The organism is Leucobacter sp. NPDC015123, assembly GCF_043080205.1.
GTDB lineage: Bacteria > Actinomycetota > Actinomycetes > Actinomycetales > Microbacteriaceae > Leucobacter > Leucobacter aridicollis_A.
On the sequence record NZ_JBIBVH010000002.1, the window covers coordinates 611,652 to 638,502 of the forward strand.

Here is a 26,851-nt window from a genome sequence, read left to right on the forward strand (position 1 = left end):
CGCCTGACGGTGTGCCTGGGGCGCCGCGGGGCGTTCGCGAAAGGCTGCGGCTGCAGCGACTTGTCTACGCTTCGGCGATGTGGGAGTGCAGGAACCAGCGATCCTTATCGAGCTGCTGGGCGATCGCGATCGCGATGTCCTGACTCACAGGGTCGATCTCCTCGAGCCCCTCAATCGCGCGATAGATCGTCGCGAGCGTCGCGTCGAGCTGGGCGACCATTTCGCGCACCGTGACGTCAGACTGCTGGAAACCTGGCGACAGCTCGGGAGTCGTCGTGCGAGATGCGACCGTCGCGATGCGCGAGTCGACGGGAAGGCCGAGGGCGACGATCCGCTCGGCAACCTCGTCTGCACCCGCCTGGGCATTCGCGACGACGGTGTCGAGGAACTCGTGAACCCCGATGAAGTTCGCTCCGCGCACGTGCCAGTGGGCCTGCTTGGCGTTGACGTGGAGGGCGACGAGATCCTGAACGACCGGGCTCAGGTACTGCGCGACCCCACTCGGGCGGTTCATGTCGCCCTGCGCGGCCGGGATGCGGGCTTCTTGCATTGTCATACTGGCTTCCCTTCTCTCGGGAGCGCCCGTACGTGCCGGGCACTCGGTGTTGTCTAGGTTACGCGGAGAGTCTGGGCGCTGGCCTCAGAGTTCGATGAGTGTTTGCCAGGCGCTGGCTAGGCTATGACTAAGCCGACACGGGCCGTTCACTGCGAGGGGGATCATGGCACGCAGACGCATCGTCATCGGAGGCGCATCAGGGTTTCTCGGGTCGAGGCTCCGTCACGAACTCACCCAAGACGGATGGGAGGTCGTAACAATCGGCAGGGCCGGGGCTGACGCGTCGTGGGATGACAAGGCCGCTATCCTGAGCCTCGTTGACGGGGCCGACGCAGTAATCGGACTCGCTGGCAAGAGCGTTGACTGCCGCTACAACGACGCGAACCGTGACGAGATCCTCCGCTCTCGCGTCGACACCACTCGCGCGCTGTCGGAAGCGATTGCGGCGAGCACCGCACCGCCCAGAGTGTGGTTGAACTCGAGCACGGCCACGATTTACAGGCACGCCATGGACCGCCCACACACCGAGGCGAACGGCGAGCTTGGGGCGGGTTTCTCGGTCGACGTCGCGCGCAACTGGGAGCGGGAGTTCTTCGCCGCCAACCTGCCGGGTACCCGCCGCGTCGCGCTCAGGATCGCGATCGCCATCGGAGACGGCCCCGCCACGAACACGCTATTCAGGCTCGCCAGGCTCGGCGTCGGCGGGCCACAGTACGACGGCCCGTGGTTCCCGCACCGCCGCTACCGGGGCATCGGCCCCGAGCCGACCGAGCCGACCGCGAGCTGGCACCGCACCCGCGGCCGACAGCGTTTCAGCTGGGTGCACATTGACGACATCGTTGGCGCGGTGCGCTTCGCGCTGCAGAGCGAAACCCTCAGCGGTCCAGTGAACGTAGCGTCGCCGGGCCCGAGCGACAACCGCACAGTTATGCGGGCGCTTCGGCGGACTGTCGGGGCGTGGTTCGGGCTGCCCGCATTCCGCTGGATGCTTGAGCCGGCGACGTGGGTACTGCGCACCGAGTCTGAGATGGTGCTCAAGAGCCGCTGGGTTATACCCGAGAAGCTTCTCGCAGCGGGCTACGAGTTCACGTGGACCGAGATTGAGCCGGCTCTGCGCGACGTGTGGGAGGGGCGGCGGGGATAACGCCGAGGGCTCGGGCCCTGTGCTGGCCCGGCCTGGTCCGCCTGGCCCGGCCCGGTCCGGCCTGCCTGGCCCGGTCCGGCCCGGTCTGGCCTAGCCCTCCTGACCTGGTCCGGCCCACCTAGCCCGCCCCCGCCCCGCCCGCCCGGCCCGCCCGGCCCGCCGAAGAGCATCTTCCCCGCAAGAAGACCCGAACGCGACCGCCGGGAGGCACCTCTTTTGCGGGGAACAGGCTGTTTAGCAAGGCTCAGCCAGTGACAGAGCGCGGCATCGACAGTGCGCAGCAGCGGACACCAAGCCCGGACGCCCCAAGCTGCGGGTACGGTGGAGGGGTGCAGTCCCGTCGTAAGTACCCCAAGACGAGGTCGGCCGCCACAAGCGCCCGCTACGCGAAGCGGCGCAAGAATCGGCTCGCCCGCGTCGACAACGACCTCACTGACGATCAGTGGCAGACCCTGCTCGAGGCGTGGGGATGCTGCGCCTACTGCCAGGGCGACGGCGCCGCGCTGCAACGCGACTGCGTGCAGCCGGTCTCGCGCGGCGGCCGGTACACGCTCGGAAACGTCGTGCCAGCCTGCGCCTCGTGCAACGCAAGCAAGCACAACTCCGAGGTCACCAGCTGGCTCAGGCGCAAGAAGCTCGACGAACGAGCATTCCTGCTGCGGCACGCGACGATTCTGCAGCAGCTGCTCCCGGATCCTGAACCAGACGGCGGGCAGCTGGCCGAGCCCGAGGCTGCTGCCCTCGACACGCCTCCCGCCGCTCTGCACGACGACGTGCCACCCCACCCAGAGCACCACGCTTAGGCGGCCGCGCCGCCCGTCAATTGGTTAGGCGTCGAGCCTGAGCGACAGCAGCATCCGCTTCGCCTTCGCGTAGTCTTCGGTCTGCATGAACGCGCGCGCCTCGTCCATCGAGCCGAAGTGCTTCGTTGCATCGCTGATGCTCACTTGGAGAGTGTCTGCGAACCTGACCAGGGCCGATTCGGTCTGCAACAGGTTGTAGTAGAAGCAGTATGGTTCGCCCAGCGATGTGTCGCTCACCGCCATCGTCGCGAACACGCCTTCCGCGTGAGCGTTCTCAATAGCCCGATAGGTGAACTGCGTCGGGGTCGTGCCGGGTAGCGCGTCGCCGTACCGCACGTAGCCCGGAATCTCGACAGGCACCGTCTCGAGCTCGGTCACAGTCAGAAAGCTGGACTCGTCTGGCCCGCTCGCATCGCCTCCGCAGCCTCCCCCGAGCCCCATGACCTTGCGGGCGTAAGTGAGCTGCAGGTCGCCTTCCTCGTCGACGACATCGAACAGGTAGATTTCGTGCTCGGGCTCCAACCGCTCGCTCTCGACGACGCTCCACCCCGGCGCGACCTCAAAGCTGCCAACGGTCCGAGGGTCTGAGAAGCGCTCCCACTGCGCCTCAGGCTCCAGGGCGGGTTCTTCAGTCGGCTCAGGCGAGGGCTTCGGCGACGGCTTCGAGGTCGTCGGTGTCGGCCCAGGTTCGGGGCTGGGCGCACACGCGCTGAACAGCAGGGCCGCGCCGAGCGCGCCAATCGCGACGGCCCTACCTGAGGTGGTTCGCCGACGGGATCGAGGTGCGGGGCTCATAGCCCGATCCTAGGGGAGGACAGTACGCTCGGCCAGGAACAGTTCTCGGGGGCTCCAGGGCCACCGAATCTCGCTATTCGGCCTCGATTGCGGCGATCGCGGTCGCGTCCGCGCCGTTCAAGAACTCGGTGAGGCGCTCGACCTCGTGTGTCTCGCCGATCGCTGCGGCGCCTCGGCGCAGCGCGTAGAGCGCCCGCAGTACTCCGCGGTTGGGCTCGTGCGACCACGGTACAGGCCCGGCGCCTCGCCAGCCAGCCTTGCGGAGCGAGTCGAGGCCGCGGTGATACCCCACGCGGGCGAACGCGTACGCGCCAATCTCGTCGTCGGCCGCTGCCGCGCGGTCTGCGAGCACGGCCCAGGCGAGCGGGGAATCAGGGTGCGCCCGCACGACCTGTTCGGGGTCTGTGCCGGCGGCGAGCGCGGCCGTCACGTCCGCATCGGGAGCGAGCAGTGTGGGTTCTGGGCCGAGGAGGTTCTCACCGATCATGTCGCCAGTGTAGCGACAGCGCCGACCCAGGAGCGGCTACTCAGTAAAGGACAGAGAAGAGAGGACCCGGACGAGTTGTTCGTACTCCGCCGTATCTGCGTATTCCTTGGCTTCCTCGACTGAGCCGAACAACCAGGGAGACGCGGCGGGATCAAACGAGTCAACCTGGAGCTGAGTCGCGAACATCGCGAGCCCAGCCTCCGTGTGCAGCAGGTTGTAATACATGCACGCCTCGGGCGGGATGTCGTCAGAGAGCGAAAGGCTCGCGAGGGCGCCATCCTCGACCTCTGAGATGCGGTAGACGACTCGCGGAGCGACGAGTGGTGCAGGGGTCTCTGCCGCCGCGACGTAGCCCTGCAGCTCGACGCTCTGCGTATCTGCTTCCTGGATTCGCAGTACTGGGAGCTCCTGACATGCGCCACCGAGTCCCTGCACTCGGCTCGCAAACGTCAGGAGTTGCCTGCCCTCAGGGTCGATCACCCCAAACTGAAACGCGCCGATCTCAGCGTTGCCTCCGAGATCAGCGACGGTCCACCCGGGAGGCACTTCGAACGAGTGAGGCAGGCGCGAGTCGGTGAACCGCACCCAGGGCTCCTCACTAGGCGTCGGTTCCGGCTCTGGGCTCGTGGCCGGTGTCGGTTGCGGGCTCTCGGGCGCGGGTTGTGGTGAGCACCCGGCAAGCACCGCGCCCACGACGAGGATCGCGACGACGCCCACCACCGTAGCGAGAATTTGCGCGTATCGCTGAGCGCGCGAAAGGGCCCCAGATGCTCTCATAGCCTTAGCTTAGAGCGCAGCCGGGGCCAGCGCGGGTGCAGCCTAGCGGTAGTTCACGAACTGGAGGGCGACGTCGATGTCTGCACCCTTCAGCAGCGCCATCGTCTCCTGCAGGTCGTCGCGGCTCTTCGAGCTGACTCGAAGTTCATCGCCCTGGATCTGGCTCTTCACGCTCTTCGGGCCCTCGTCGCGGATGAGCTTGTTGAGCTTCTTCGCGGTCGCCTGGTCAATGCCCTCCTTGAGCTTCGACTCAATGCGGTACTCCTTGCCGCTCGGGTAAGGCTCACCCGAGTCGAGCACCTTCAGCGACATGCCACGCTTGATGATCTTTGACTGCAGCACGTCGAGGACGGCGTTCGCACGCTCCTCGGTATTCGCCTTGATCAGGATGGTGTCGCCGGAGTAGGTCACGTCGGCGCCAACGCCCTTGAAGTCGTAGCGCTGCTCGACCTCCTTGCGGGCCTGGTTCACTGCATTCTCGACCTCCATCGAGTCGATCTTGCTCACAACGTCAAAAGAGGAATCAGCCATGCCCTAAGCGTAGACGAAAGCTCGCACATTGCGCAGCGATCACACACATGCGTCATGAAACGTAATGTCTGTCATAACGGAACCGAATCTATTGGTACGATCGTTGTTTGTCGCCCACACCCGGCGCGACTCGCCTCGAAAGGATCACCATGTCGTCTTCGACAGCACCGCCCGCCCCCTCAGCGCAGCCGGCTGCGCCTCCAGCGGACCCCGGGAAGCGTCGCCTGCCGAAATGGATGACCTCCTTTGGCTGGCAGATTCTCGCCGCGCTCGTGCTTGGCCTGGTACTCGGAACCATCGCCCTCAATCTCGGCCCTGACGCGGAAGGCAACCCGAACGGGCTGCACGCAACGCTCAAGGTCATCGGATCGAGCTACGTCACGCTGCTGCGCGCGGCCGTCGTACCGCTCATCTTCACTGCGATCGTCTCGAGCATCGTCGGGCTCCGCAAGGTCACAAACGCCGCCCGCCTCGCAGGCCAGACGCTTTTGTGGTTCGCGATCACCGCGCTCATCGCTGTCGCCATCGGCATCACGCTCGGCGTCACGCTGCGCCCCGGCGCCGCAGCTTCGGGCTCTGAGCTAACCCCGTCTGACCCGTACACCGTCGGCACCTGGTGGAACTTCCTCACGGGCCTCGTGCCCCAGAACTTCCTCGGCCTCGGCGTCTCGGGCGGAGTCGACCTCGAGACAGGCGCACTCACTGCGGGCGCGAGCTTCAACGTGCTGCAGGTCATCGTCGTGTCAGCAGCGGTCGGCATCGCCGCACTGAAGATCGGCCAGAAGGCAGAACCGTTCATCGCGCTCACCGAGTCGGCACTCACCATCATTCAGAAGGTGCTCTGGTGGATCATTCGGATCGCACCGATCGGCACCCTCGGCCTCATCGGCAACGCCATCGTCGAGTACGGCTGGGGCAAGATGGGCACGCTCACGCTGTTTGTCGCGGTACTCTACCTCGGGCTCGCGATCGTGCTGTTCGTGGTCTACCCGGTTCTCGTGAAGGCTCACGGCCTCTCGATCCGACAGTACTTCTCGGGAGTGTGGCCCGCGGTGCAGCTCGGCTTCGTCAGCCGCTCATCGATCGGCACATTGCCGCTCACCCAGCGCGTGACCGAACGTAACCTCGGCGTGCCCCGCGGCTACGCCTCGTTCGCGGTGCCGCTCGGCGCGACGACCAAGATGGACGGCTGCGCCGCGATCTACCCGGCCGTCGCCGCCATCTTCATCGCCCAGTTCTTCGGCATCGAACTGTCGCTCGTTCAGTACCTGCTGATCGCCCTCGTATCTGTCGTCGGCTCTGCGGCAACCGCTGGCACGACTGGCGCGACAGTGATGCTCACACTCACCCTCTCCACGCTCGGCCTGCCCCTTGAGGGCGTCGGCCTGCTCCTTGCGGTCGACCCGATCATCGACATGGGCCGCACCGCGGTGAACGTCGCTGGCCAGGCGCTCGTGCCGACAATTGTCGCCAAGCGCGAGGGGATCCTCGACAAGGAGCTCTACAACGCCCCGCGCCATGGCCTTGCGTTCGACAACTCGGACACCGAGGAAGAGCTCGCTCACGACCAGGCGGTCGAACCGGCAGGGGCCGGCCGCTAGTCCCGTCTCGGCCGTCACCCGCTTCGCCCCGTGCACCTGGCTCGCCAGGCGCACGGGGCGAAGCGCGTTATGGGCCTCCGGCTAAGGTAGGAACGCACATAGGAACGCCCTTGCGAAAGCGCAGGGAACGAAAGGACAAGCAAAATTACTCTGTCACGCACCCGCCTCCGTTCAGCAACCGGGGTAACCCTTGCAACGCTCCTGCTGCTTCCCGCTCTCACTGGCTGCAGCATCTTCCCCGTAACGGCAGTCGAACGCGACGACTCGGGTGCAGTAACCGAACAGTCGCAGGCGTCGGTCGACCAGATCGCGGTAGGCGACTGCATGGACTCAACCGACGACTCCGTCGTGTATGACGTTCCGGTGGTGCCCTGCGCGGAGGAGCACGACGAAGAGATCTTCGGCGAGTTCGAGCTCGCTGGCGAAACGTTCCCTGAGGCTGCCGCGCTCGAGGAAGAGAGCAATGACAAGTGCATCGCAATGTTCAACGAGTTTGTCGGCATCGACTACTTCGATTCCGAACTCGACTTCTACACCCTCACGCCGACCGAGGACGGCTGGAACGAGTTCGACGACCGCACCGTGAACTGCGTCATCGTTGACCCGGCGGGGAAGATCACCGGCAGCCTGAAGGGCGCGGCCCGCTAGGTCCCACAGCGCGCGCGAGGGGGTGCGCGCCCGACACCACTTGGCTAGTCGGGCGCGCACCCCCTCGCCTATTGCCCCACGAACCTGGCAGACGCAGCCAACGACCAAGGTTGCCTCCTCAGATGATGCGTCAGTACCTTCCCTTTGACCCGTCACTGAACTCGATCTGAAGTGCCCCTGATCAGGGAAAACTCCCCCTGTACACTGGCGAATTGGCGAGACCTGGCGACGATCATTGTTCGCGTCAGACGCTCGACCGGTCTACCTTCCGACGTCGTCAGCAGAGGAGCACACCATGAACACCCCTACCGGCCGTGTCATCGTCAGCGCAGCAGCGCTCAGCATCGCCCTTGCCGCCACTGGCTGCTCCACCGCACCGACGCCCGACGGCTCCGGCGAGCTCGCGGGCGCAAGCCTCATTGTCGGGTCGAAGGAGTTCACCGAGCAGCTCGTGCTCGGTCAGATCACGGCCCTCGCGCTCGAGAACGCCGGCGCGACAATCACGGATGAAACCGGCCTCACTGGCAGCGCGACAGTCCGCGAAGCGCTGGTGAGGGGAGAGCTCGACATCTACTGGGACTACACCGGAACCGGGTGGGTAAACATCCTCGGGAACACCCCCTCCGACCTTCCAGATGACTTGTATGGCGCGGTCTCCGAGGCAGACGCTAAGAACGGCATCGCCTGGCTTGAGCCGGCGAACTTCGAGAACACGTACCGGATCGCCACTTCGGAGCAGTTCGCCAGCGAACACGGGATCGAGACGATGTCAGATGTCGCCGCCTACGTGAAAGCGCATCCGACTGATGGCAAGGTGTGTGCCGCGAGCGAGTTCATTGCACGCGATGACGGATTGCCTGGCGTTGAACACGCCTACGACTTCGCGTTCTCCGAGATCGTCGAGCTCGACTTCAACCTCATCTACACGCAAATCGGCGATACCTGCTCGTTCGGCGAAGTGTTCTCAACCGACGCGCGTATCCCCGCCAACAGCCTGAGGGTCATCACGGACGACCTCGGCTTCTTCGTCGAGTATTTGGGAGCGGTCACGTTGCGGCAGGAGACGCTCGACACGTACCCGGCAATTGCGGACATCTTTGCCCCCATCGCGGAGGCCCTCACGATCCCGACAATCACGGCGCTGAACGGCAAGGTCGATATCGAAGGTGAGGATCCCAGGGACGTCGCAGAAGAGTGGCTGCTCGCCGAGGGGTTCATCGGCTAGCAGCAGCAGCGCCTCCGCGCTGACTCACAGTTACACTCCGAAGTATGGAATCACCAGTACTGAGCTACCTTCGCAGCGTGCACGCCGAACTGGCGGAGCTGCGCGACGGCGTCCCGTATGCGGTCGGGCCGTCGAGCGCAGACCTTGATCCCTCCGACTTTGGCATCGCCCTCGCGACCGTTGACGGTCACATCTACGAGGTAGGAACCACACGCAAGCAGTTCTCGCTGCAGTCGATCTCAAAGCCGTTGAGCTACGGGTTCGCAATCGCCGAGCTCGGCATGGATGCTGTCGATGCGCACGTCGACGTTGAGCCATCGGGCGATCCATTCAACGAGATCTCGTCGAGCCCGGAGACCGGGAGACCCGCGAACGCGATGATCAATGCTGGCGCGATCGCAGTCGCCTCGCTCATCAAGGGTTCGGGCGGGCGCACCCCGATTCAACGCATTGAGCACACTTACTCCGAATTCGCTGCCCGTAAGCTCCGCAGTGACGGCCGTGAGTACCGGGCCGAGCGCGCGCGCAGCGACAGGAACCACGGGCTAGCGTACCTGCTGAGTGCCGCAGGCGTCGTCGAGGGCGACCCCACCCGCGCGCTCGAAACCTACCTGCGCCAGTGCACGGTGCAGGTTGACTGCCGCGACCTTGCGATGATCGCTGCGACGCTTGCCTCTGGCGGCACGAACCCGGTGACAGGCACCGAGGTACTCCCATACGAGGCAGTCGAGCGAGTGCTGTCAGTCATGATGACCTCAGGGATGTATGACGACGCCGGCGACTGGGCGACCAGTGTCGGGCTGCCTGCGAAGTCAGGCGTCGGCGGCGGAATCATCGCTGTGCTCCCGGGCCAGGTTGGGCTCGCGGTGTACTCGCCCCCGCTCGACACCCACGGCAATAGTGTGCGCGGCGCGGCAGCGTGCCGCCGCATTTCGTCAGACCTCCAGATGCATTTTGTGCGCTCGGCGCGCCAGGGGCGGTCAGCGATCCGCTCGATCCGCACGATCGACACGGAGCCGTCGAACATCCGTCGAACCGAGGCCGCCGCAGACGTACTGCAGGAGCAGAGCGAGCGGGCGCTCGTCATTGAGCTCGCGGGCGACCTGTTCTTCGCGGGCACCGAGACAGTCGTGCGTGAGTTGAGCTCCCTCGGCGACGAGATCGATGTCGTTGTCATTGACGTTCGCGACGTCGACGAGGTCGGCGAGGCCGGGATCCGCATGATCAACGCGGTGTTCCAGGACTTCAGAGACAACGGGCGCGAGATTCTGCTCGTTGATCCCGACGATGTGCTCGATGACGTCGACACGCGTGGCATCACAATATTCGACTCGCGCGATCGCGCAATCGCCGAGTGCGAGCACCGCCTGCTCGAGCGCTACGGTGGCCCAGAGGCAATGCCCCGCGCCGTCTCCGTAGTCGATTCCCCCGTGCTCGCACCGCTCACCCCAGCCGATGCCGACGCGCTGGCGGCGCACATGAGCCGTCGCCACTACGACGACGGCGAGGTGATTCGTCGCGTGGGGCAGCGTTTCGGCGGCGTGTTCTTCATCCTCTCGGGCACCATCAGCATCGTCGCTTCCCACACAGACGGCACGAGGTTCCGGCTACGCACCCTCGGCGCTGGGATGACGTTCGGCGAACTCGCGCTCGGCGAGGACGACCGGCAGGAGACCACGGCGAAGGCCGAGGGCCCCGTCGAGCTCATGGTGCTGACCGCAGACGAGATCGAAGCGCTTGAGGAACGCGATCCTGCCCTTGCTGTGCAGCTGTGGCGTGCGCTCGCCCGCGACGCCTACATGCGCGTCGACCGCTTCAGCCGCGCAAACGCGGCGCGTATCCGAGACTGATCGATAGGCGCTGAGTAAGCCCCTGAACTGGGGAAACGTCGTGCTGTACAATAGGTTCTTGTGGAAATTAATCCTCCTCCCCGTCGCTAACACTCTGGTTTCTTGAGTGGCGCCAACACCTTCGAGCACAACGAAGCGCGAGAACGATGAGGGCGGACAGCGAAAGGGACTGTGAGTTTTCTCGAATTTTTAATCAAGCGCGCAGACGACATGCTCGAAATGGGCATCGGCCATGCCGCAGTTGTCGGGATATCTGTACTCCTCGCCACGGTACTCGGCGTGGCGCTCGGCGTCCTCACGCACCGCAACGAGCGCGCGCGTGACTTCACCCTTGCGGTCTCGGGAGCGATGCTGACGATCCCGTCGTTTGCGCTCTTCATCCTGTTGCTCGGCCCCCTCGGCCTTGGCGCGAAGCCCGTCGTCGTGGCGCTCACGATGTATGGCCTCATGCCGATCATCCGCAACACTGTCGCTGGCTTGAACGGGGTCGACCCGGCGATCACCGAGTCTGCCCGCGGGATGGGGCTCACCCGAGCACAGCGACTCTTCCGCATCGAGCTGCCCCTCGCCTGGCCTGTCATCATCACGGGCGTCCGCGTGACCACGCTGTCGCTGCTCGGCATAGCCGCGATCGGGTCAATCGTGAACGGGCCTGGCTTCGGAAACTTCATATTCACCGGCCTCGCACGCGTCGGCACCCCCGTGGCGATCAATTTCGTGCTCGCGGGGGCGCTCGGCGTCGTCATCCTGGCCATTCTGTCTGACGTGCTGTTCCACATTGTGCGTCGACTCACGACTTCTAAGGGAATCCGATGACTGAACAGCCCACGACAACCGAGACCGTGATGATCAACCTCCAAGGGCTCACCAAGCGCTACCCCGGCCAGGATCGCAACGCTGTCGACAGCCTCGACCTTGAGATTCGCGCCGGTGAGATCGTCGTGCTTGTTGGCCCGTCTGGCTGCGGCAAGACGACGACAATGAAGATGATCAACAGGATCATCGAACCCTCTGGCGGGCGGATCATGCTCGACGGTGAAGACGTCACTCAGGTGAATCCAGACAAGCTCAGGCGCCGCATCGGCTACGTCATCCAGCAAATCGGGCTGTTCCCGCACATGACGATCGGTGAGAACATCGCGACAGTGCCGAAGCTTCTCGGCTGGGACAAGGCTCGCACCGCGAAACGCGTCGACGAGCTGCTCACGATGGTAAGCCTCGACCCTGCCGAGTACCGTGACCGGTACCCGAAGCAGTTGTCTGGCGGCCAGCAGCAGCGTATCGGCGTCGCGCGTGCGCTCGGCGCGGCCCCAGACGTGCTGCTCATGGACGAACCGTTCGGCGCGATCGATCCGATCACACGCGATAGGTTGCAGAACGAGCTGCTTCGCATGCAGGCCGAGATGCGCAAGACGATCGTGTTTGTCACGCACGACATCGACGAGGCGATCAAGCTCGGTGACCGCATCGCGATCCTGCAGGAAGGATCGCGCATCGCACAGTACGACACGCCAGAGCAGATCCTGACCGCGCCCGCGAATGAGTTCGTGAAGAACTTCATCGGTCGCGGCGCCTCGCTGAAACGGCTCGGGCTCACGCGCGTCTCAGACATCGCGCTCCGCGAATGGCCGACGGTGGCAGCAGGCGAGTCTGCAGAGGCGGCACTCGAACAGCTTCGCCATGCCGCAGAGAGCGCGCTCCTCGTGCTCGACTCCGCTGGGCGGCCGATCCGATGGGTTGACGGCGAGGAGTTGCAGGCAGCCGCAGGCCGACCCCTCGCCGAGCTCGGCACGTCGGTGAACCACATGGAGCCACACGCCACGCTGTCTGACGTGTTGAACGCCCTCATTACCTCACGCCACAGCGTCACTGCGGTTGTTGATGGCACGGGCGCATACATCGGCGTTGCCGACTTCGAACAGATCCACGACGCGATCCGCGCGATGCGCAGTCGCGCAGTCGGCGAAGCCCGTGCGGGCCTTCGGGACGAGGAGCACGGATGAGCGTCGTCGACGTCGCCGCGGCAAGCCGCGTCCAATCGGGAGGCGGCGCGGGAAGCACAGGGCGCTGGCGCAAGGCAGCCGGGCGCTACCTCACCATGCCGCTCGTGCTCGCGGCCGTCTGCCTCGCGCTCTACGCCTACGTCTCCAGCCAGACACTCGACACGATCGAGGCGCGTGCGCTGAGCACCGAGCGGCTCACCACTGCGATCTGGCAGCACGTCCAGTTGACCGCTGTCTCGACGCTCTGCACGCTTGTCATCGCTGTGCCCCTCGGTGTCCTGCTGAGCAGACGGTTTGCGCGCTGGTTCCGCCCGTATCTCATCACCCTGCTCACACTGGGCCAGGCAGTTCCGACGATCGCCATCCTGGTGATCCTCGCCGTCGCGTTCCTGTTTCTCGGTTTTAACGCGGCGATCGTCGGCCTCACCGCCTACGCGATCGTGCCGGTGCTGCTGAACACGATCGTCGGCCTCGAGCAGGTCGACAGGTCGGTGCTCGAGGCGGGCCGTGGGATGGGAATGTCTCGCTTCACTGTCCTGCGGAAGATTGAGCTGCCGCTCGCGGTACCAGTGATCCTTGCCGGGATTCGCACCGCCCTCGTCATCAACGTCGGCACTGCAACGCTCGTGACCTACATCAACGCGGGCGGGCTCGGAGACGTTATTGTCGCTGGCCTCACCACCAACCGGTTCGTCGTACAGCTTGTTGGCGCAACGCTGACCGCCGTGCTTGCGCTCACGATCGACTATCTCGCGGGGCTCGCCGAAGACATTCTGCGGCCGCGCGGACTCTAGACTCACCATCCATCAACTCAGAGGAGACACTCATGAAGACCTCACGTAAGGCGCTCGCGGTTCTCGCAGCAGGCGCGGGCATCGCGCTCGCGCTCACCGGCTGCAGTACCGGCGATTCCAAGGCGCCGTCCGCCGACGGCGAGCTTTCGGGCGCCAGCATTACCGTTGGCTCGAAGGAGTTCACCGAGTCACACGTGCTCGCGCAGATCACCGCGCTCGCGCTCGAGAACGCGGGTGCCAAGATCACCGACCAGACTGGCATTTCTGGCAGCGCGACGGTTCGCGAAGCACTTGTCTCGAACGAGATCGACATCTACTGGGACTACACGGGTACAGGCTGGGTGAACGTGCTCGGCAACACGACCGAGGACCTCCCCGAAGATCTCTACGCTGCGGTAGCCGAGGCGGACGCGGCGAACGGAATTGCTTGGCTTGAGCCTGCGAATTTTGAGAACACGTACCGCGTCGCGGTGAAGAGCGACTTCGCAAAGGAACACAGCATCTCAACGATGTCAGACGTCGCAGCCTACGTGAACAAGAACCCGAAGGATGCTGCGATCTGCGCGGCAAGCGAGTTCATCAACCGCGACGACGGGCTCCCGGGCCTCCAGGACGCCTACGGGTTCAAGTTCTCGGAGATCGTCGAGCTTGACCTGAACCTCATCTACACGCAGATCGGCGAGTCGTGCTCGTTCGGCGAGGTATTCTCAACCGACGCGCGCGTGATCTCGAATGACCTCACTGTCATCGATGACGACAAGCAGTTCTTCGTGGAGTACGCCGGAGCTGCGACGCTGCGTCAGGAGACGCTCGACGAGTACCCGGCGATCGCGACAATTCTTGCCCCCATCTCGGAGGCACTCACGAACGAAGCGATCACCGAGCTCAACGGCAAGGTCGACAACGACGGTGAGGATCCCCGCGACGTCGCCGAGGAATGGCTGACCGCCGAGGGGTTCATCTCGTAACCCAGCAGCGACACCAACGCGGCGGCCGGGGAGGAACGTTCCTCCCCGGCCGCCGCGTCGTTTCTGCCGGCCGAGGCTAGGCTTCGACGAAGCGCCCGACCGTGCGTTGGGCATCGATCCCCGGCAGCGCTTGCGAGAAGATACGGTAGTAGGCGAGCTCCTCTGCGGTGCGAAGCGGCGGGTCGAGCTCGGGGGCCGCTGCACGCAGCTCGTCCGGCGTTACCTCTGTCGCCTTCGGCACCGCCGAGAAGTGGTCGCCGAGCACATCGTTCATGCCTGTGCCCTCGCCGAACTGCTCCTTGCGACGCCAGAGCACCTCGTCGGGCAGCCAGCCGTCGAACGCGCGCCGAAGCAGCCACTTCGCGGGGCGCTTCTCACTGATGAGTTTCCACTCCGGCGGCAGCGCCATCGCAAGCTCAACGACGTCGAGATCCAAAAACGGGAGCCGCGGCTCGAGGCCGTGCGCCCCGGCGACCCTATCGACCCGTTGCAGGCCACCAGCGTGCATGCCGTCGAGCGTGTCGAGTAGTTCGCCGTGGAGAGCCGCGCCGTCGGTGTGCCTGCCGAAGTGCGAGTACCCGGCGTAGAGCTCATCTGCCCCCTCGCCCGCGAGCACGACAGTGACGTGCTCGGCGGCGAGCGCCGCTACAAGATGGTGCGGTACGGCAGAATGTACGAGCTTCGGGTCGAACGATTCGAGCTCACCGATGATTGTGGGCAACAGCTCTATCGCGTGCTCCGCGGTGTACGTGAGTTCGTGGTGGTCGGTGCCAACGTGCTGAGCGACAAGCTTCGCAGCGGCGAGGTCGCGGCTGCCGGCGAGCCCGACGGAGAAGCTCGGCAGCGTCACCCCGCGTTGTGCTGCGAGCCGCGCCGCGATCGCGGCGATGATGCTCGAATCTACGCCGCCTGAGAGGAGTATTCCGACTGGCCTGCGCGCGTCGAGCGTCTCACCGACAGCGCGAATGAGCGTCTCCCGCACAGCGTCGAACACCCACGCAGGCGGTTCTTCGTCGGCCGCTCGACTCTGTAACAGGACCGGCACGGTAGACACCGCTGCGGGGTCGGCGACGAGACCACCGCTCGGAGTCCAGGCGTGGCCGGGAGGAAAAGGCTCGACGAACTCGCGCCATTCTTCATCAAATGCCTTCATCTCAGACGCGAACAGCGTCGTCGCACCCCGCCTTGCCCAGTACAGCGGCGCGATTCCGAGAACGTCACGACCGACCGCAAATTCTCCGGCCTCGCCTGCGATGGCAAGCGCGAACGTGCCCCACAGTCGGGTGAAGGCTGCGACTCCGTCTCGAGCGTAGAGCCGCAGGGCGGCCTCCAGGTCGGAACCTGTTGCGAATCCGGCGTCGCCGAGTACCTGCCGGATGCGCCGATGGTTGTAAATCACCCCGTCGCCGACAAGCCAGAGCCCCGCATCAGGGGCCGACAGCGGCGGCGGGTTCGCCCCGGGGTCCATGACCGCAAGGTGGTGTGTCCCGATCCAGGCCTCACCGACCCGCTTCACACCGCGGCCGTGCGGGCCTCTGTGCTGCATTCGATCGAGCATGCGCTGCCCGAGGTGTTCATCAAACGGTCCGTACGCGGCAACGATGGCCGACATCACGATCACTTCCTTGGAGAGAGTTGCGACGAACCTCCAGGCTATCGGCTGCCGCTGCGGGCGCGCTCTGAACCAGCGCGCCCGCAGTGTGGCTTAGCCGTCGGTCGGCTCTGAGGCTTCGCCTGCGCTGTCGGCCCGCGAGGAGGCTCGCCCGCGCCTGACCAGGAGCAACGCAGCACCGAGCAGGATCACTGCCCCACCGCCGAGCAACCAGGGCAGGGTGCTCACGCCACCCGTCTCCTCGAGCGGCGGAACTGGCTGCTCCGGCGTCGGAGACACTGGGTTCTCGGTGCACAGCGTCGATTCAGGCTCGCAGACACTCGGCGGAGTCACACCGGGCTTCAGCACGAAGTTGCCGAGAACGTCATCGCCTCGGTCGGCGTCGGGGAGCACCCTCACCGTGTAGGTGACGTTGACTGTCTCGCCTGGGTGCAGTTCGCCTCCGATCAGGATCTTGTCGCCGACGAGCGTCGCCGAGAGCAGCTCGCTGTCGCTATCTGGCCCTGACACGAGGGTCGCGTCGTCGAGCACGCCACCGAGGTGATCCTCGTACGCGACCTCGCCAGGAGCGTTTCCGAGGTTCGAGAATGTCAGCGTGTAGGAGAGCTCCTGGCCGGCAACGACAGTGGTTCCCGACTCGGGGTCAACGCCCTTCGTCACGACGAGGTCGGCCGCGGGGTGCGTGGTGCACGAGTCGTCGCCGGGCTCGCAGGTCGTCGGCGGCTCGGTGCCCTCACCGAACACGAAGTTCGCGAGTTGGTTGTTGCCTGTGCTCTCGCGCTCAGTGTCGGGCTTGACCTTCACGCGGTACGCGACGGTGCCTGTCGCACCGGCCTCGAGCGATCCTGTCACGATGATCTCGTTCTCAGTCGGACCTGAGGCTTCAAGCCCCTCGCTGGCTGCGAGCGAGCCATCAACGAAATCGGCGTCGTCGAGTACGTCACGCAGGGTGTCGCGATAGGCGACCTTCCCGGCCGCAGTTCCAATGTTTTCAAACTGCAGCGTGTAGCCAACTTCTTGCCCCTCGACGACGGGCTCGCCCGAAGCCGGGTCAGAGAGTTTCTTCGCCACGACGTTTGGCATCGGGTTGACTGTACAGTGCCAGTCGGTCGGCAGGCACTCGGTCGGCGGCTCGCCACCACTCTCAATGACATGGTTGCCGAGCTGATTTGGAGTCGTTCCTGTGGGAGCTTCGCCCTCTGGCACCCGTTCGGCGTCAGGCTTCACTTTCACCTTGTAAGTGACAGTTGTCTCAGTGTCGGGCGCAAGTGTGCCAGTGACCCGGATCTCATCGCCCGCGAGAACTGCCTTGAGCGCTGTCGTGTCGACGACGAGCGACCCCTCGACGAAGTTCGCGTCGTCAAGCACGTCGATCAGGGTGTCGACGTAGTCAACACGCTTCTCGGCGGGGCTCCAGTTGTGGAACCAGAGCGTGTAGGTCACGACCTGATCGGCCTCTACCGGCGTGCCGGAGGCTGGATCGGCGCTCTTGTCGACGTCGAGCTCGGGTACCACAGCGGGGTGGTCGGTGCAGCGCGGGTTCTCCGGGAGGCAGAGCGCAGGCACCTCCTCGCCAGGGGTGAGCAGGTAGTTCGTCAGTCGGGAGCCGTGGTCGATGCCGACCTTCACCCTCGCTGTGTACGTCACAGTCACGGTGTCGCCCGGCGCGATGGGGCCAGCGACGTCGATGCCGTCGCCGCTCAGCGTCGCGGTCGCACTTGATCCCTCGCCCTGCGTGACTGTCGGGCCGCCGACGATATCCGCAGCGTCCAGGACCTCTGCAAGGTTGTCGCGATATGCGAGTGCGCCAGCACCGGTGCCGGTGTTCGTGAAGGTGAGGGTGTACCGAACCTCGTCGCCCTCGTGCAGCACTGTCCCTGAGGCAGGGTCGGAGCCCTTCGCGGGCTCAATGGCAGGGAACACGACAGGGTGCTCTGTGCAGTTCTCTGCCTCAGGGTCACACACAGGGTCCTCGCCGGTCTCGACGACAACGTTGCCGAGGACGTCGTTGCCGCGCTGACCGTCAGCGTTGACAGTGACCTCGTAGCTGACTGTCACGGTTGCGCCGGCCGCGAGCCGACCGGTCACCCGGAGCTCATCGCCAGTGAGTGTCGGAGTCAGCGACGCGTCGGACGAGGCAGGCTGCGCGGTGATCCCTGCGTCGTCGAGCACATCACTCAGATTGTCTGTGTAGTCGACGTCGCCGGGCGCAGTGCCTGTGTTCGTGAACGTCAGCGTGTACTTCACAGCCTGGCCGGCAACAACCTCGGTTCCTGTCTCCGGGTCTGACGACTTCTTCACCGAGACGTCAGCTGACTCCGCCGGGTGTGTGGTGCAGAGATCATCACCAGGCTCACACGTCGTCGGCGGCTCAACTCCCTCCTCGAACAAGAAGTTCGCGAGCTGCTCGTTCCCACGATCGCCATCAGCCTTCACCTTGACCGTGTAACTCACAGTCGCCTTCGCGCCAGCAGCAATCGACCCCGAAATCGGGAACAACCCAGTCGCCTCATCAATCACACCAACAAGCGCGCCAGCAGGATCAACAACCGGCCCGGCCACAAGCTCAGCATCATCAAGCACGTCACTGAGATCATCGACATGGGTCACCTCTGCAGGCGCCTTCCCAGTCGAATTATCAAACGTCAACGTGTACGTCACCTCTTGACCAGCGATCACAGACTCACCAGAAGCGGGGCCCGCTGATTTCGAAACCTTCAGGTCGGGCTTCTCGACGGGGTGCGTCGTGCACGTGTCGTCGCCAGGCTCACACGTGGTCGGCGGCTCGCTACCCTCCTCGAACACGAAGTTCGCGAGCTGCTCGTTGCCGCGCTCATCGTCGGCCTTCACCTCGGCGGAATACGTCACAGTGATTGTCTCGCCCGCCGGCACAGCACCTGTCACACTCAGAGTTGCCCCTGTTCGCACAGGAACGAGCCCAGGCGCCGACGCCACCGGCTCAACCGAAATATCGGCATCGTCGATCACGTCACTGAGATCATCGACGTGGTTCACTGCTGCTGGGGCGCTGCCCGTCGAGTTGTCGAACGTGAGTGTGTACTTCACCACATCTCCCGCAATGACTGCCTGCCCTGATTCGGGGTCGGCAGCCTTCGATACGCGAAGCTCGGGCTTCTCGACAGGGTGAGTCGTACACGTGTCGTCACCAGGCTCACACGTCGTCGGCGGTTCAGCGCCCTCCTCGAACACGAAGTTCGCGAGCTCCTCGTCCCCTCGCTCGCCGTCGTTGTTCACTGTGACGCCGTAGCTCACCGTGATGCGCTCTCCCGCAGGGACTTTGCCCACGATTGTCAACGTCTCACCGTCACGTGCGGGCGTGAGACCTGCGGCCGATGCTGTCGGCTCGGTGGTGACTGTCGCGTCATCGAGTACGCCAGTGAGATCATCGACATGGTTGACAGTGGCGGGCGCTCCGCCGTCGGTGTTGTCGAAGGTCAGCGTGTACTTCACTTCCTGGCCAGCGACAACAGCCGAACCAGAGGTCGGATCTGCCGACTTACTCACGACGAGCTTCGGCAACTCGACAGGGTGCGTGGTGCAGAGCTCATCTCCCGGCTCACAGACCTCGGGCGGTGTCGTGCTGCCCTCGGTAACGACGTTCACAAGCGCCGGCGTTCCTGCTTCCGGGGACGTTATCGGGTCGTGCACCCGCACCACATACTCGACGCGGCCGCCGTTCTTCGGGTGCATCTGCCCGGTCACACGGATGCTCTGCGTCGCCTCGTCATACTCCGCATCGATTGAGTACTCTTCTGGCGCGGGTGGGGGTGCGCTTCCGGGGACGTATGCGCCATAGATCTTGATGCTGTCTGGGTACAGGTCAGCGTACTTCAGCACCTCAGCCAAGTGATCCGTGTAGTCCACGGGCGCGATCGCGGTACCGTTGTTGACGAAGTCAATCCGGTAGGTGACAGTATCGCCGGGGCTCACCGGCCGGCCGTCGCCCGGCATTGAGCCCTTCTTGACCTGAAGGTCGGAGCCAAGCACCTCATGCGTCGTGCACCGTGGGTTGCTTGCGAGGCACTCGTCGGTCTCCTCGTCCGGGAAGGGCTCGCCATCATCGTCGACGTGCAGCAGATAGTTTTCGAGGATGTCGCCGGCCGCGGTGGCGGCCTTCACAGTCACCTTGTAGGTGATGTTGACGATCTGCCCCGGCTGCATCGTCCCAGTGATGTCGAGGCGCGCAGGGCTTCCAGTGGGGCCGTCACCGACGACCTGGATCCCATGCGGGTCGGGCCCGTTGAGTGACTCAATCGAGATCGAGCCAGGTACGAATTCTGCCTTCTCAAGCACACCGCCGATGAAGTCGTCGTACACAATGTCGCCAGGTACTTCGCCGATGTTGCGCAGGGTCAACGTGTAGGTGATCTCTTCTCCGGGTAGAACAGGAGACCCCGAGAGCGGATCCGATTCTTTGAACGCCTCAATCAGGGGCACGCCGAGCGCGTAGTCCTCTACCTCGCCTGCAGATCCGACTCCAGTCGGCACGAGCACGCCGGTGGGGTTCAAGCCGTCGACCGATGCCGCGATCCGCAGCCGAAGGTACACGACGGGGGAATACGCGCCTTCGGCGGGCCCAAGTTCTGCGAGGTCGGGCCACGCGAGCTCGGCTGACCCTCCGCTACACTCTGCGACTGTTGACCGCTCGGTGTCTGGATCGAACGCGCCGTCACGATTCCAGTCCAGCCAGCCAGCCACATAGCCGTCTCCGCGGCACTCGACAAGGAGTGGGTCGCCGTCATTGAACAGCTGCCCCTCTTCGGCGCGCGGGAGCGCGTCGAGCGGAAGTGCGTCCTCATCGCTGCCGGGGAAGGTCCCGTCGTCCAGGTCCCTACCGGTCTCGTCATCGAGCAGCGCATCCCAGCTGTGCAGGTGATGGGTTTCGGCGTCGATTCGGCTGCCAAGCGTCAACGGCGATTCCCCCGGCGCACCGAGTACGAAATCATCGGCAAACACATCGCGCGGAGCATCGCCCTTGTGAATCTCGGTGCCCGTCCACTCGGGCTGGAAGATCGCGCCTGCCGCGCCGAATGAGGCTGGGGCGTCGCCGAAGTCGACGCTCATCACCATTCCCAGCGCGACGGCGCTGTGTCCGCCGCCGTTCATCGAGACATGCGCCGAGGTCGCGCCCTCCATGAAGCCGACAGCCATCGGCCCGAAACCTTCGCTCGCCCAGCCGATGCATTCGTAGCGAGTGGGCTCGAGACGCAGGCCCCCCTCGACGGTGGGTGTCGCCATCGTCGTGTCGTCGGTAGGGCAGCTCGCATTCTTTGCTCGATCGATGATGCGCCAGGTCACGTCAGCGTCTGCTGGGCGCGGGTCGACCTGGATCCACTCGTTCGTTGATTTACTCGACGATTCTGCGTCAGCGACGACGAGCCCTTGCAGCGGAATCTCTGTCGTCGCCCCACTCGAGGTGACGTAGGTGGCCGAGCAGTCGAATAGGAAGTTGGCTGATGTCCCGAAGCGAGTATTGGTGATGCCGCTCACCATCGTATTCGCCCCGCCTGGACCTCCGTTGTAGTAGAGCCGCGAGAGCCCATCTCCTAAGTACTCGCCCGAACGATACGTGCTTACCTCGCCGTTGATCCCGGATATAGTGCACGTGGAGACAATCTTGTCGTCACCGACCGCACGCTCGTTTGTGTACGTTTGCCCCTCAGCAATCGGCTGGCCCGGCTCCCCGAAGGTGAACCAGTCAATCGATGCGCGATGGCCGCCCGTACCCCCCTCTGCGAACTCGGCCTGCGCCGCACTGGGAGCGCTGACAAGAGTGCCTACGACGAGAACCGCGCCAAGTAGGACCGCCAGCGCCGACTTGCCCCGCGGGCTGACCTTCCTCGTGACGCGTTTGTTGACCCAAACCATGCGTTCCCCCACACTTCCTGCTGTCTTGACGTGATCCCCGAGCGCCTCTCTGCGCCGCGACGTGATCGGCTTCTCTCAAGCCAAGTAAATGCTCGTTCACAAATTCCGGCGAGTTCTTGCAAATATACACAGTGGGTGCGCTCCTGCATATGGGCAGGTTCCTCCACCCCCTGCGGCAGAGTCCTCGCATCGTGCCCGGCGAGACCTCAATGAAACGGATGCCAAGGCACTCGACTTCCGTATAACATTCAAGAACACAGTGCACCCCGAGTTGTTGCACACTTGACCCCGGTCGGACACATAGCGGTTGACGACCCAGAGAGAAGCGGTGGCATGCGCGCAAAGGAACTGAGCAAGCTGCTTCACCACGCACGCCGTCATGAAAGCGTGCGACTTGTTTCCAGCAAAGAGTTTGGCCGCACGACGCTCCTCGAAGAGCTAGAGGCTGCGCTGAACGCACAAGGGTTCACAGTCATCCGTATCGCAGGCGAGCCGGCCCTCGCCAATACGCGCTACGGCGCCCTGCGGCAAGCGTTGTCCTCTGGCGATCGCCTCGCGCCGCAGATGACCCCTAGTGAAGCACGTGACATCGTCGCTATTGAGCTCAGCGGTTCCCCAAGCCCGGTGATCATCATCGACGACGCTGAGTGGCTCGATCTCTATTCGGCGGAGGCTCTGGCCCCGCTCTTTCAACGCGGAGGGGTTTCGGGAGTATTTGTCACCCCGCCGTTCCAAAACCTCTCTGCAGAGCAACGAGTGATCTCACACATGCTTCGCGCCGAAGCTCGGGTGGAGCTGAGCGCGCTCAGCTTCGAGCAGGTCGGCGTACTTTCCCAGCGATTTCTGCAGGGCAACGTCAGCCCAGAGATCACATCCGAGATCTTTTCAATGTCGTCGGGCATTACCGGTGTTGCAGCCGACATCCTCCGGACCACCCAAGCGGCAGGCCAACTCGTCCAGCACCCGGATCGCTGGATCTCGACTGAGCGCAGCCTCTGGAACAAGGGGCTGGAGGAAATCATCGAGCGCCTGCTCGCACCCCTCGACGATACCTCTATTCGCCTACTTCACGCCTTGTCACTCGTCGGGGACCTGGCGGCTGAGGAATTTCAAAACTTCGACCCGGTGTCCGCTGACAGACTGTCTCGAAGTGGCCTCGTGACGGTCTTCCGGGATCCACAGGGCCGATCACGAGTCTCACCGCGGCCCGCGCTCGTTGCCGATTACTTTCGCCAGCGCCCAATCGATCTGCAACACATCGCGGCACGCGAGTTGCTTGGCCGCTTCGCCGCGAATCTCAAGGCACGCCCTGAGCCAACTGCTGATCTCACGTCCCTGCGTGCGGACTTCTACTCAATGCACTCTGATACCGAAGAGACTCACAACGCCGGGTTGGCTCGGTTCTTGAGAGAACAGACTGAGCATCGGCTGGTGCTGTCAGGGCGCGAGTGGCGCCGCAATCAAGACCCTACTCGGGCCCTGGCCTATCTCGACACGCTCCTCCAGTCTGGAACCTACGTTGCGACAGCTGTCGAGGTACTCGAACGAACTTCTCCAGAGGCTGCGACGGATTCCGAGCTCCTTCAGCTCGCCCTACACGAGCAAATCCTTCGCCAGCAGAACATTGCCCTGCCGCTCCGACACTCAGAGGCGCTCAGAAAGCTCCATCCAAATTTCGCTCCAGCCCTCGACGCCTACGACATGTACCTGCTCTTCGGGCGCGAGGGTCTCAAGCCCGAGATCAAGCGGTGGCTGAAGCAGTCCAAGACAGATCCCGTGGGCTTTAGCCGCACGATCGCCGCCTACATTCGGACAACATCTGGTGATGTGCTTTCCGAAGCCGAGATTGCGGAGCCCTCGGGCTCACTGCCAATACAGCGTGTGATCTCCGAGCAAAGCCGCCTCGTGACGCTTGCCCACCGCGCCGTGGCGATGGACGCAGTCGAGGAGTTTCTGACCGATCCGTTGAGCCTCGGCCCCGGCGACGACCCAGTTCCGTTTCTTGTCAACTCATACGTTCGAGCACAGCTGCTGCTCGGAATCGGCCGCGTGACTGAGGCGCGCCAGATTCTCAGCCAAGCTCTGTCGATCGGTGACCTAGATCTGCGCTACGGCGCACTCTACGCTGCCATGCTGCGCTGGTCCGCGTTTCTGCACTTCCGCGATGGACGATCCGACATCGCGACGGCGCTGCTCAGCGAAAGCAAGGGCTACGCTGCGCTCCGCGGCCCGCTTCCCGCGATGCGGCCGGAATTCGGCGACGCACTCGAGGTTCTGCTCACCGGTGACCGGCAGGCAGCGGGTCAGATCTTCTATAGCGAGGCCCTCGAATGCTATGAGCATTCCTTCTTTGATGCGGCTTGGTCTTCAGCACGCTTCGCCTTTCAACTCGCCCCGTCGGAGGATACGCTTGCGATCCTTGAACGGATCGGCGCCAAGGATCCATTCGTGTGGACGAAACCGTTGATCAGATTCGCACGTGCTGCATTGCATCAGGATCCGAAGTTGATGGTGCATCTTGGAGAGCTTGTCACCCAGTCGGAGCTCACTACCGCTGCCGATTTCCTCGAGGATGTCGAGTATTCGCAGCAGGAAGCAGGGATTATCCCTTCGGGTGACTACGCGCGGGCTGCCTCCGAGGCGCACCAGTCTTTCCAGATCTACCGTGAGCCCCTAAGCCATGTGGTGGTCCGCGAGCCGGTGCGTTGGGTTGAGACGCTGACGCCTCGCGAGCGTGAGATTGCCCCGTTGACGGCAACCCTGAGCAATCGGGAGATTGCTGAGCGCCTCACGCTGAGCGTCCGCACCGTTGAGAATCACATCGCTAGGTCCATGAAGAAGCTCGGTATCTCGTCCCGAGGGGAGCTGAGCGCCGCAGTATCCAATGCGCCGAAGAGTGCAGGATCGACGCCAACAGGTGCTGTCGCTTAGGTTCGGCGACGCGACGTCGTCGCGGGCCTCAACGCTGCGTTGGCGGATTTTCCGGTCGATGCAGGCCCACGCTCACAGGACACTCCCCAGCGATACCCACACCATGTGCAGGTTGCCGCTGCTAGCGTCGTAGGCACCCGAAAGACCTAACGTTCCGCTCTGGGAGTGCCCCACACAAGCGCCTCCCGGCGCGGAGGACGGGAGAGACAAGATGCAAGACTCGATGCACCCCAAGCTTGCCGGCGCGACCGGCCCTGACGATAGCAAGGAGCTCGACGACCACGAGGGCGCCGACGCGTTCGAGACCGTCGAGGCTGCCGAGCGAGAACCGCGTAAGGGTTCAGCCGAGCGCCAGGATGAGGAACTCATCACCCTCGATACGCCCGACTAAGGTGCGAACACCACATCAGCACGCGAAGGGGAAGGAAGCTGGAGATGCCGAAGCAGCAGACGCCACAGTTGAAGGACCCAGAACTCTACGACCGGCTACGTGCCGAAGGAAATTCTGAGGAGAAGGCCGCAAGGATCTCGAATGCCGCCGCGCGGGAGGGGAGGCAGACGCTTGGCCGCCGAGGTGGTGAGGCGAAAGACTATGAGGATCGCACTGTGCCTGAACTCCGTAAGCGCGCGAAAGAGCTCGGCCTCACTGGCTACTCGCGTAAGCGCAAGACTGAACTCATTCGCATGCTGCGCGAACACTAACCGGCGAACACCGCCCGCCACTTCTCAGCAAGTGTGTCCACGTTCTCGTGCGCGTTGAGACCGCTGGGCTGCGGCACTACCCACAGCTCAACACCGCGCGGCCAACCCTCGATGCGTGAGGAATCCTGCTTGCCGAGTACTGCCTTGGGATGACTAAAGGCGATCCTAAACGCGGTAATTCCTGCCACGGCGACCCGCTGCGGTTGGAGCTCCGTGACAACGCCTCGTAGCTTGTCCGCGCCGGCAATCAGCTCGGCTCGGCTGAGCTCGTCGGCTCGCGCAGTGGCGCGGCCGACGAGATTGGTAATGCCGATACCAGCGCCAATCAGCGCCCGCTCGTCGGCCTCGCTGAGACCGCGCGAGGCATCGACGAGGGTCTCAGTGAGACCGGCGCGATGGAGCGCGGGCCAGAAGCGGTTCCCCGGCCGCGCGAAGGGAGCGTTCACTGCGGCCGTCCACAGGCCCGGATTCACCCCGACGATGAGCAGTCGGAGACGCTCACCTCCGGGCTGCGGAAGCACGTCGTCGAGGGCGTTGGTGTCGAGACCCGCGAACTGGGCCAGGTCCGCTGTCGTGGGCTTGCGCCCACCCATGGGCGAGGGTCGTCGATCCATACTCAAATCCTACGACGTTGACTCCAACACTTCCGCGCGGGCGGCCGGGTCGCCAAGCACACGAAAGTGCCCGCCGGTTGGCAACTCGACGTTCTTCGCGCCTGCGAGAAAGCTTCCCTCTGGGATGTGCGGATCGAAGCTCGGGAAGATCGAGACGATCTTGGCGTTCGCATCAACGGCGCGGGCCAGCGAGACCATAGTCTCATTCGTGGGAGCGAGCGCACGAAGCGTTCGATTCAACAAGTACGTCGCGTAGCGAGAGCCGGCGAAGGGCGTCGAGATGGTAACCACGATACGCACCCGCGCTGCTGCGTCGCCAAAGACAAGCAGGTGCTTCGCGATGAGTCCGCCCTTGCTATGCGCAACAAGTGCGACGTCGGTCAGGTTCTCACGTTGGAGGTACGAAGCCAGCATGCTCGCACCTTCCATGACCGGAACCCGATTCCGGCCGAGGCCGGGAACGATATGGACCGGGTGCCCGTTCGCATGAAGTTCGCGCACAAGCGGAAGCATGAACTTCCAGGACTCGTAGACCCCGGGCAGGACAATCACAGGAGCTTGGTCACCGTCGAGAAACTGTTCGGGCTTGGGCCCGGGGAGTAAGGAACGAACCTGCCAAGCAGCTGCGTACCCATAGTCGAGCACCCACCAGTACGCCTTACGCAACCGGCCAACGCCTTTCATGCAGCCCCCAAAACCTTCGGGCGGCGCACCCACTCCGTGCCCCACACTGGCTATCGTAGCTTCACTGCGGCGCGGGTGGACAAAGGTCCCTGAAATGACGAAAGCCCCGGAGCGCAATTGCTCCGGGGCTTTCTCAACAAAATGTTCGGCGGTGTCCTACTCTCCCACGAGGTCCCCCTCGCAGTACCATCGGCGCTGTCAGCCTTAGCTTCCGGGTTCGGAATGTGACCGGGCGTT

The 26,851-nt window shown here is 64.2% G+C and carries 22 protein-coding genes and 1 rRNA gene; 13 read left to right on the plus strand and 10 right to left on the minus strand.

Translation table 11 applies throughout. The features are described 5' to 3' along the window. Window positions 1-64: 64 nt before the first annotated feature. Window positions 65-550, minus strand: coding sequence for a Dps family protein (locus ACF07D_RS06585; RefSeq protein WP_370647896.1), 486 nt, complete (start codon window positions 548-550; stop codon window positions 65-67). A 169-nt stretch (window positions 551-719) separates the two neighbouring features. On the opposite strand from ACF07D_RS06585, the gene ACF07D_RS06590 reads away from it, so the two are divergent. Both ACF07D_RS06590 and ACF07D_RS06595 read left to right on the plus strand, forming a co-directional pair. Next, window positions 720-1,700, plus strand: a complete 981-nt coding sequence (locus ACF07D_RS06590; protein ID WP_391504338.1) for an epimerase — start codon at window positions 720-722, stop codon at window positions 1,698-1,700. Between the two features lie 251 nt (window positions 1,701-1,951). Continuing rightward, window positions 1,952-2,503 (plus strand): HNH endonuclease, encoded by a 552-nt coding sequence (locus tag ACF07D_RS06595; protein ID WP_391504339.1) that lies wholly within the window; start codon window positions 1,952-1,954, stop codon window positions 2,501-2,503. Window positions 2,504-2,527: 24 nt separating this feature from the next. On the opposite strand, the gene ACF07D_RS06600 is transcribed toward ACF07D_RS06595, so the two are convergent. The 4 genes from ACF07D_RS06600 to ACF07D_RS06615 all read right to left on the minus strand — a co-directional run bounded on the left by ACF07D_RS06600 (window position 2,528) and on the right by ACF07D_RS06615 (window position 5,093). Then, a complete protein-coding gene (locus ACF07D_RS06600) occupies window positions 2,528-3,298 on the minus strand; it encodes a hypothetical protein (RefSeq protein ID WP_391504340.1) in 771 nt (256 codons plus the stop codon). 73 nt (window positions 3,299-3,371) lie between these two features. Next, the gene (locus tag ACF07D_RS06605) at window positions 3,372-3,785 is read right to left on the minus strand and encodes a DUF3151 domain-containing protein (RefSeq protein ID WP_391504341.1); all 414 of its coding nucleotides are present in this window, start codon (window positions 3,783-3,785) and stop codon (window positions 3,372-3,374) included. Window positions 3,786-3,821: 36 nt separating this feature from the next. After that, on the minus strand, window positions 3,822-4,562 hold the full coding sequence (locus ACF07D_RS06610) for a hypothetical protein (protein ID WP_391504342.1): 741 nt from the start codon (window positions 4,560-4,562) through the stop codon (window positions 3,822-3,824). A gap of 42 nt (window positions 4,563-4,604) precedes the next feature. Further along, window positions 4,605-5,093 (minus strand): YajQ family cyclic di-GMP-binding protein, encoded by a 489-nt coding sequence (locus ACF07D_RS06615; RefSeq protein ID WP_119282538.1) that lies wholly within the window; start codon window positions 5,091-5,093, stop codon window positions 4,605-4,607. Window positions 5,094-5,242: 149 nt separating this feature from the next. On the opposite strand from ACF07D_RS06615, the gene ACF07D_RS06620 reads away from it, so the two are divergent. The 8 genes from ACF07D_RS06620 to ACF07D_RS06655 all read left to right on the plus strand — a co-directional run bounded on the left by ACF07D_RS06620 (window position 5,243) and on the right by ACF07D_RS06655 (window position 14,182). Next, window positions 5,243-6,694, plus strand: coding sequence for a dicarboxylate/amino acid:cation symporter (locus ACF07D_RS06620; RefSeq protein ID WP_391504343.1), 1,452 nt, complete (start codon window positions 5,243-5,245; stop codon window positions 6,692-6,694). Between the two features lie 231 nt (window positions 6,695-6,925). Beyond that, the gene (locus tag ACF07D_RS06625) at window positions 6,926-7,342 is read left to right on the plus strand and encodes a septum formation family protein (RefSeq protein WP_391504365.1); all 417 of its coding nucleotides are present in this window, start codon (window positions 6,926-6,928) and stop codon (window positions 7,340-7,342) included. A gap of 295 nt (window positions 7,343-7,637) precedes the next feature. Continuing rightward, window positions 7,638-8,567, plus strand: coding sequence for a glycine betaine ABC transporter substrate-binding protein (locus ACF07D_RS06630; RefSeq protein WP_391504344.1), 930 nt, complete (start codon window positions 7,638-7,640; stop codon window positions 8,565-8,567). Between the two features lie 44 nt (window positions 8,568-8,611). Further along, window positions 8,612-10,417: a glutaminase A gene (gene glsA, locus ACF07D_RS06635; protein ID WP_391504345.1), complete on the plus strand. Its 1,806-nt coding sequence runs from the start codon at window positions 8,612-8,614 to the stop codon at window positions 10,415-10,417. 171 nt (window positions 10,418-10,588) lie between these two features. Next, window positions 10,589-11,233, plus strand: a complete 645-nt coding sequence (locus tag ACF07D_RS06640) for an ABC transporter permease (protein ID WP_391504346.1) — start codon at window positions 10,589-10,591, stop codon at window positions 11,231-11,233. Then, window positions 11,230-12,420, plus strand: coding sequence for a betaine/proline/choline family ABC transporter ATP-binding protein (locus tag ACF07D_RS06645; RefSeq protein WP_391504347.1), 1,191 nt, complete (start codon window positions 11,230-11,232; stop codon window positions 12,418-12,420). Before ACF07D_RS06640 ends, ACF07D_RS06645 begins: the two co-directional genes overlap by 4 nt. After that, a complete protein-coding gene (locus tag ACF07D_RS06650; RefSeq protein WP_119282532.1) occupies window positions 12,417-13,214 on the plus strand; it encodes an ABC transporter permease in 798 nt (265 codons plus the stop codon). The genes ACF07D_RS06645 and ACF07D_RS06650 overlap by 4 nt, the downstream gene beginning before the upstream one ends. 32 nt (window positions 13,215-13,246) lie before the next feature. Further along, on the plus strand, window positions 13,247-14,182 hold the full coding sequence (locus tag ACF07D_RS06655) for a glycine betaine ABC transporter substrate-binding protein (RefSeq protein WP_391504348.1): 936 nt from the start codon (window positions 13,247-13,249) through the stop codon (window positions 14,180-14,182). 76 nt (window positions 14,183-14,258) lie between these two features. Here ACF07D_RS06655 and ACF07D_RS06660 read toward each other — a convergent pair whose 3' ends face one another. Both ACF07D_RS06660 and ACF07D_RS06665 read right to left on the minus strand, forming a co-directional pair. Next, the gene (locus ACF07D_RS06660) at window positions 14,259-15,794 is read right to left on the minus strand and encodes an asparagine synthase-related protein (protein WP_391504366.1); all 1,536 of its coding nucleotides are present in this window, start codon (window positions 15,792-15,794) and stop codon (window positions 14,259-14,261) included. 93 nt (window positions 15,795-15,887) lie between these two features. After that, the gene (locus ACF07D_RS06665) at window positions 15,888-21,683 is read right to left on the minus strand and encodes a CshA/CshB family fibrillar adhesin-related protein (RefSeq protein WP_391504349.1); all 5,796 of its coding nucleotides are present in this window, start codon (window positions 21,681-21,683) and stop codon (window positions 15,888-15,890) included. Window positions 21,684-22,016: 333 nt separating this feature from the next. Between ACF07D_RS06665 and ACF07D_RS06670 the strand changes: the two genes are divergently transcribed. The 3 genes from ACF07D_RS06670 to ACF07D_RS06680 all read left to right on the plus strand — a co-directional run bounded on the left by ACF07D_RS06670 (window position 22,017) and on the right by ACF07D_RS06680 (window position 25,316). After that, window positions 22,017-24,614, plus strand: coding sequence for a LuxR C-terminal-related transcriptional regulator (locus tag ACF07D_RS06670; RefSeq protein WP_391504350.1), 2,598 nt, complete (start codon window positions 22,017-22,019; stop codon window positions 24,612-24,614). Between the two features lie 211 nt (window positions 24,615-24,825). Next, a complete protein-coding gene (locus tag ACF07D_RS06675) occupies window positions 24,826-25,005 on the plus strand; it encodes a hypothetical protein (protein ID WP_391504351.1) in 180 nt (59 codons plus the stop codon). A 44-nt stretch (window positions 25,006-25,049) separates the two neighbouring features. Beyond that, window positions 25,050-25,316 (plus strand): Rho termination factor N-terminal domain-containing protein, encoded by a 267-nt coding sequence (locus tag ACF07D_RS06680; RefSeq protein WP_391504352.1) that lies wholly within the window; start codon window positions 25,050-25,052, stop codon window positions 25,314-25,316. On the opposite strand, the gene ACF07D_RS06685 is transcribed toward ACF07D_RS06680, so the two are convergent. From ACF07D_RS06685 to rrf, 3 genes are all read right to left on the minus strand, one after another. Beyond that, window positions 25,313-25,930: a mismatch-specific DNA-glycosylase gene (locus ACF07D_RS06685; protein WP_391504353.1), complete on the minus strand. Its 618-nt coding sequence runs from the start codon at window positions 25,928-25,930 to the stop codon at window positions 25,313-25,315. The genes ACF07D_RS06680 and ACF07D_RS06685 overlap by 4 nt on opposite strands. Before the next feature lie 9 nt (window positions 25,931-25,939). After that, entirely contained in the window at window positions 25,940-26,614 is a 675-nt protein-coding gene (locus ACF07D_RS06690; protein ID WP_391504354.1) for an esterase/lipase family protein, read from the minus strand. A gap of 143 nt (window positions 26,615-26,757) precedes the next feature. Further along, window positions 26,758-26,851: ribosomal RNA gene (gene rrf / locus ACF07D_RS06695) — 5S ribosomal RNA — on the minus strand; the annotation flags it as partial.